Annotated in this window: 8 protein-coding genes and 1 pseudogene; 8 read left to right on the top strand and 1 reads right to left on the bottom strand. The window is 26.5% G+C overall.

Annotation, left to right across the window (positions count from 1 at the left end; translation table 11 throughout):
- The 5 genes and pseudogenes from Q0V15_RS11565 to Q0V15_RS11545 form a co-directional block, all read left to right on the top strand.
- A pseudogene (locus tag Q0V15_RS11565) lies at nucleotides 1-198 on the top strand (cyclase family protein); the annotation flags it as partial.
- Complete coding sequence (locus Q0V15_RS11560) at nucleotides 191-634, top strand: MarR family transcriptional regulator (protein WP_297439166.1); 444 nt, start codon at nucleotides 191-193, stop codon at nucleotides 632-634. The pseudogene Q0V15_RS11565 and the gene Q0V15_RS11560, both read left to right, overlap by 8 nt.
- Nucleotides 635-706: 72 nt before the next feature.
- Nucleotides 707-1291 carry a TetR/AcrR family transcriptional regulator gene (locus tag Q0V15_RS11555; protein WP_297439165.1) on the top strand — a complete coding sequence of 195 codons (585 nt, stop codon included), beginning with the start codon at nucleotides 707-709 and terminating at the stop codon, nucleotides 1289-1291.
- 110 nt (nucleotides 1292-1401) lie between these two features.
- A complete protein-coding gene (locus Q0V15_RS11550; RefSeq protein WP_297439164.1) occupies nucleotides 1402-2040 on the top strand; it encodes a peroxiredoxin-like family protein in 639 nt (212 codons plus the stop codon).
- A gap of 103 nt (nucleotides 2041-2143) precedes the next feature.
- Nucleotides 2144-2356, top strand: coding sequence for a hypothetical protein (locus Q0V15_RS11545; RefSeq protein WP_297439162.1), 213 nt, complete (start codon nucleotides 2144-2146; stop codon nucleotides 2354-2356).
- Nucleotides 2357-2391: 35 nt separating this feature from the next.
- Here Q0V15_RS11545 and Q0V15_RS11540 read toward each other — a convergent pair whose 3' ends face one another.
- Nucleotides 2392-3339 carry a YafY family protein gene (locus Q0V15_RS11540; RefSeq protein WP_297439160.1) on the bottom strand — a complete coding sequence of 316 codons (948 nt, stop codon included), beginning with the start codon at nucleotides 3337-3339 and terminating at the stop codon, nucleotides 2392-2394.
- A 116-nt stretch (nucleotides 3340-3455) separates the two neighbouring features.
- Here Q0V15_RS11540 and Q0V15_RS11535 point away from each other — a divergent pair, with 116 nt between their 5' ends.
- From Q0V15_RS11535 to Q0V15_RS11525, 3 genes are all read left to right on the top strand, one after another.
- The gene (locus Q0V15_RS11535) at nucleotides 3456-3980 is read left to right on the top strand and encodes a dihydrofolate reductase family protein (protein ID WP_297439158.1); all 525 of its coding nucleotides are present in this window, start codon (nucleotides 3456-3458) and stop codon (nucleotides 3978-3980) included.
- A gap of 86 nt (nucleotides 3981-4066) precedes the next feature.
- The gene (locus Q0V15_RS11530; RefSeq protein ID WP_297439157.1) at nucleotides 4067-4735 is read left to right on the top strand and encodes an HD domain-containing protein; all 669 of its coding nucleotides are present in this window, start codon (nucleotides 4067-4069) and stop codon (nucleotides 4733-4735) included.
- Between the two features lie 59 nt (nucleotides 4736-4794).
- Nucleotides 4795-5487: a hypothetical protein gene (locus tag Q0V15_RS11525; RefSeq protein ID WP_297439155.1), complete on the top strand. Its 693-nt coding sequence runs from the start codon at nucleotides 4795-4797 to the stop codon at nucleotides 5485-5487.
- Nucleotides 5488-5513: the final 26 nt, after the last annotated feature.

Raw genomic sequence — 5513 nt, 5'->3', positions numbered from 1 at the left:
GGAGTTAGAAGAGGAAAAGAGCATAAAGATGCAGATATAAAAGCAGAGAGAAATAAAACTTTTATTATAGAAAACTTAAATCTTGAAAATGTAGTAAACTTAGATAAAGAGTTTAAAGCTTATACAGCGTGGATAGATAATCCATTTGCAACAGGGCTTTCTACAAGAGTTATATTAGAAGAGGTAGAGTATGAATAGTGATAAACTTATGGAAGAACTAATTATAGTTTTTCAAAATTTTTCAGAAATAAATTCAAAGCATTATGATAAGAACTATGATAATTTGAATATGAATGAGGTGCATACAATAGATTTTATAGGAAAGAATGAAAATTCAAACTTAAAAGCTATAACACAAGGGCTTGGAATAACTAAAGGGGCAGTTACTAAAATTACAAAAAGGTTAGAGATGCGTGAGCTTATTAGTTTTTATAGAAAAGAAGACAATAAAAAAGAAAAATATTTTAGGCTTGAAGCAAAAGGTAAAGAAGTTTATGAAAAACATTTAGAACTTCATAAGAAAGCCTTTGATAGAGATAAGAAGGTTTTTAATAATTATAATGAAACTGAAAAGATAGTTATAGATAGATTTCTAAAGGATTTATCAGAGGATATAAAATCAAGAATTAAATAGTATAAAGTGGTAACTTTTATAGTTATCATTTTTAAGTTTGACAAATATGACGATTGGTCATATAATTTAATCATGGATAAAAGATTAATTAAAAAACAAGAGATTATAAGAAAATCTATAGGAATTATGTTTGAAAAGGGATATCATGGGACAGGTGTTAAGGATTTAGCAGATGCTGCTGGTATTCCAAAAGGTTCTATATATAATTATTTTGAAAATAAAGAAGATTATTTAAAAGAAGCTTTAATTTATTATTATGAAGTTATGAGCAAAGAACAATTTGAAATACTAGAAGATAAATCATTAAAAGCAGTTGATAGAATAAGTTCATTTTATGGATTTATGATTAAAAACTTTAATGAGAGTAATTTTAGTATGGGATGCTTTATTGGGAAAGTAACTCAAGAAGTTAGTGGAACAAGTGAGTTAATTAGAGAAACTACTAGTATCCTTCATAATGATATAATTAATAAACTTGTTAAAAATTTAAAAGAAGCAAAAGTTGATAATGATATTAAGTCTAGTATGGATGAGTTTATTCTTGCAGAGTTTATATTTGATAGTTGGCAAGGTACCCTTTTAAGATTAAAAGCAAGTCGTAATAAACAAACATTATATAATTTTTATAGAGTTTTAAATGAGGTTCTACTAAAATAGAACTTTGTTTTTTAATTAAAAATATGACGATTGGTCATATGGTTAAAAGTAATATTTAAGGATAAACTAATTTATATATTTTAAAATAAACAAATGAAGGAGAAATTAATATGAGCTTAACAAAAAAATTAGAGATATTAGCGAGTCAATCTAAGGAAAAAATGCCAGAAGAAACACTTAAAACATTTATGGCTTTTACACAGGAGCTTAAAAATTCTGATATAGAGAAAAATGCATTAAAAATCGGTGATAAAGCACCAAAGTTTAGTCTTAAAAATGCTTATGGAAAAGTTATAAGTTCTGATGAACTATTAAAAGATGGTCCACTTGTAATTAATTTTTATAGAGGAAAATGGTGTCCTTATTGTAATTTAGAATTACAAGAGTATGCAGCTAGAGTTAATGAGATAAAAGCACTTGGAGCAAACTTTGTAGCTATTTCTCCAGAACTTCCAGATAATGAGGTTTCTAGTGATATAGCATTTGAAATTTTAAGTGATACAGAGAATAGACTTGCTAAGTTATTTAAAATTGCTTTTGAGTTAAACACAGAGGTAAAAGAGTTATATACTAAGTTTGGTTTTGATTTAACTGTTAAAAATGGTTACGATAAATTTGAGCTACCAGTTCCAGCTACGTATATAATAGATAAAGATTATAATATTAAACTTTCATTTGTGAATGTTGATTATACTAAGAGATTAGATATAAATGATGTTATAAAAGAATTAGAAAATTTAAAAAAATAATAATAGTTTAAGCTGTGGATAACTTTTGATAAGTTTATCCACAGTTTTCTTTTTTAGTAAAAGTGATAAAATAGATTTAAAGATTAATGAGTAGGTGAGAGAAATGAAAGAGAAAAAGAGAAGAAAGTTAGAACCAAAACTTCAAATGACTTTAAATATGATAAAAGGAATGATAGCAGCTATTTTTGTAGTTTTAAATGTTTATTATTTTCATTTAAATAGCTATGTATTTTTAGCTATTTTAATTCTTATAGTAGTAGGTATTAGTTTTATATTTAAGATTATGATAGAAAAGTTTATGTGGTATATTGAATAGATTTGTATAAATAGTAGCCTTTTTAGGCTACTATTTTAATATAAAGAGATAACTTCAAGTGCTTTACTTTTTATCATATCAATAGCAGATTGAGGTTTGAGTATTTTAAGTTGAGTTCCAAAGCTAAAAGAAAATTCTACACCTTCCCAAATATCATTAAACTCTATATTTATAAAATACTCATCATTAATAATAGTTAAATCTTTGATTTTATTAGGTTTTCTTTGCTTAATAATGTTTAAAATGTTTTTATCAATTTTAAACTGAAATAATATTTTAGGGATATTAGACATAAATTTTTTTGTTGATTCAGTCCAGTAATTTTCAAGATTGAAGTTTTCAGGTCTTGTAAATGAGTGATTATATTTATTGATATCTATAATTGAAGATATCTTATAAGTTTTTATAATATCTGAATTTATACCAACAAGATACCAAGTTCCTTTTTTACATACAAGACCTAGTGGATTTATATCATAAATCTTTTCAATACTTTGTTTTTGGTATTTTATATTTATGGCTTTAGAAGTCCAAATGGCATCTTGAAGGATTTTAAGCGCTTCTTTAAGAGTACTAGTATCAATATTTTGCCAAGTATTCATATCTATATAAATAAAATTTTGGATATTATTAATTTCAGTAATTTGTTCTAGAGATGAGTTACTAGCAAACTTTAGGAGCGAGGAATTTTTAAGCTTGGTATACCCAAGGTCTGTTAGTATTTTATCTCCAGCAGACAAGAATAAAGATGGTAGTTCATTTGTGGTTATACCAGTTAATGATGTTTTATAATCACCAAGAAGTTTTATTCCACCATTGATACCTCTATCTGAATAAACAGGAATTCCCATAGAACTTAAAGCTTCTATATCTCTATAAATTGTTCTGATTGAAACTTCGAGTTCTTTAGCTAGTGCTTTAGCAGTTGTAAGCTTATTTCCTTGTAATAAAGTTATTATTGAGAGTAATCTATCAGCTTTCATAATATCTCCTTTTAAATATGACATAAGATGTCAGGTATTTTGGGTTATACTAATATTGTAGCAAGTTTTACTTGTGATATAAATTATTTTAAGGTGAAAGTGAGATGTTTTAGATTATGGATAGAAAGATAATTTTAAATTTAGCAATTAGTTTAGATGGATATATAGCAGGTAAAGATGGTGGTTTTGATTGGATTGTTGGAGATGGTGAGGGAAAGGCAGACACTGAAAAGAAGTTTGAGTTTCCTAAGTTTTTAGAAGATGTTGATTCAGTTATTATGGGTAGAAATTGCTATGAGCAAGATATGCATAATGATTTTAAAGATAAGATAGTTTATATTATTACATCAAAAGATATGAAAGATTATGATAATGTGAAATTTATAAAAGGTGATGTAGCTAAATTTTTCTTAGAAGAGAAAGAAAAAGAAGGTAAAGGAATGTTTTTATTTGGTGGTGGAATTCTTATAGATACTTTTATGAAAGCAGATATAATTGATGAATTTATAGTAGGAATTATACCAACTATACTTGGAAATGGTAGAAAGTTATTTTTTGAGAATAATCCAGAAACTAAACTTGTATTAGAAGAGTGTACTGTAGATAATGGTATTACAATAATGAGATATACAAGAAAATAATTCCTAAATAATAATGTGGAAAAAGTCATATCATAAGATGGTATGGCTTTTGTTTTATTTTAAATTAATTAGAGGATGTGAAATGTATGGAAAAAAAATTATTTGAGGAAGTTGAAAGACATTTATTAAATGATGATAAACCATCAGAGTATTTAAGAAGTAATTTACATAAGTTTAAGAATAGTAGTTTAAGTTTTATTAATGAGTTTGAAAAAATAGAACAAAGTCCAGTTCATCATCCTGAAGGAAATGTTTTGAATCATATGCTTTTAGTAGTTGATGGGGCTACACTTGTTAAAGAATATGCAAAGGATAAAAGAGTTTTAATGTGGTCAGCAATGTTTCATGATATAGGGAAAATTAAAACTACAAAAATTAAAAGGGGAAGAATAACAGCTTATGAACATGATACTATAGGAGCAAAAGATGTAGAAAAAATATTGAATAAATACGATTTTTTAGAAGAAGATTTTAAAAATAAAGTTAAAAATATGGTTAGGTATCATATGCATAGCCTTTATATAGCCAAGGGATTACCTTTTGGAGATATAAAAGGACTGCTTGCAAATGTAGAAATGCATCATGATATGATATTACTTTTCTTTGCTGATAAAATTGGGCGTGGTGATTTTTCAAAGGGAAATATAGAGAGAGTTGTGTCAGAAAATTTAGATATTATCTCTATATTAGAAGAAAAGTATAAGGTTGATTTAAGTGAAACAGTTAAAATTTTAGTGGGATTTTTAAACTTATAAATTGAGGTAACAAAACTTATTCTATATAAATATTATGTAGAGTAGGATGGTGATTATATTTGAATAATAGAGTATATGATAAAAGATTATTATGTGATGGAGATAATGAATATGGTGTTGAACATTTAAATAATTGTGTTACACATATAAGTTGCGAAAATCATAAAGATGAAGAACATTATAGACCTTATAAGCATAGTTGTTATAACTATGAGAATTATATTCCAGAGAAACATGAGCATCATGAATGTCAGAAATATTATAAGCAAGAGCAGTGTAAATGCAAGATAGAACATGAGCATTTTGATGAAGCTTATGGAAGTTTTTGTAGTAATGAATCATATTACGTTAGAAAAGGTAGAAAGTTTAGCTTTAATCAGGCAGGGGTATGTGGTGAGGGTGTAAGACTTAAAAAATCAACAGAAATAGAAGTTTTTGAGGCTGGGATTTACTATATTTCTTATAGAGTTAATGTAGATATGGCACCGATAGCTGACTATCAAGGAACTGTAAATCATAGAATTAGTATATATGTAAATAATCTTCAACAACCTTGTAGTAAGGCGGGGCATAATTTAGAGATGACATATGCAAGAACTTGCCAGCTCATAAATGGAGATGCAATTGTTTATATCCCTAGTTGCAGTAAAATAACTTTGGTTAATGATAGTGAAGAAATTGGTGGGAGTTCAATACCAGTATGTGATAATGGTGGTAACTCAGTTGTACTAAATATATTTAAAATTAAATAAAAAATAAAAGCACTAGAAATTTTTTC

Source organism: uncultured Clostridium sp., from assembly GCF_947036855.1.
In the GTDB taxonomy this organism is placed as follows: Bacteria; Bacillota; Clostridia; order Clostridiales; family Clostridiaceae; genus Sarcina.
The sequence above is the reverse complement of the archived record's forward strand: the minus strand, read 5'-3'. Positions and strand labels throughout refer to the sequence as shown.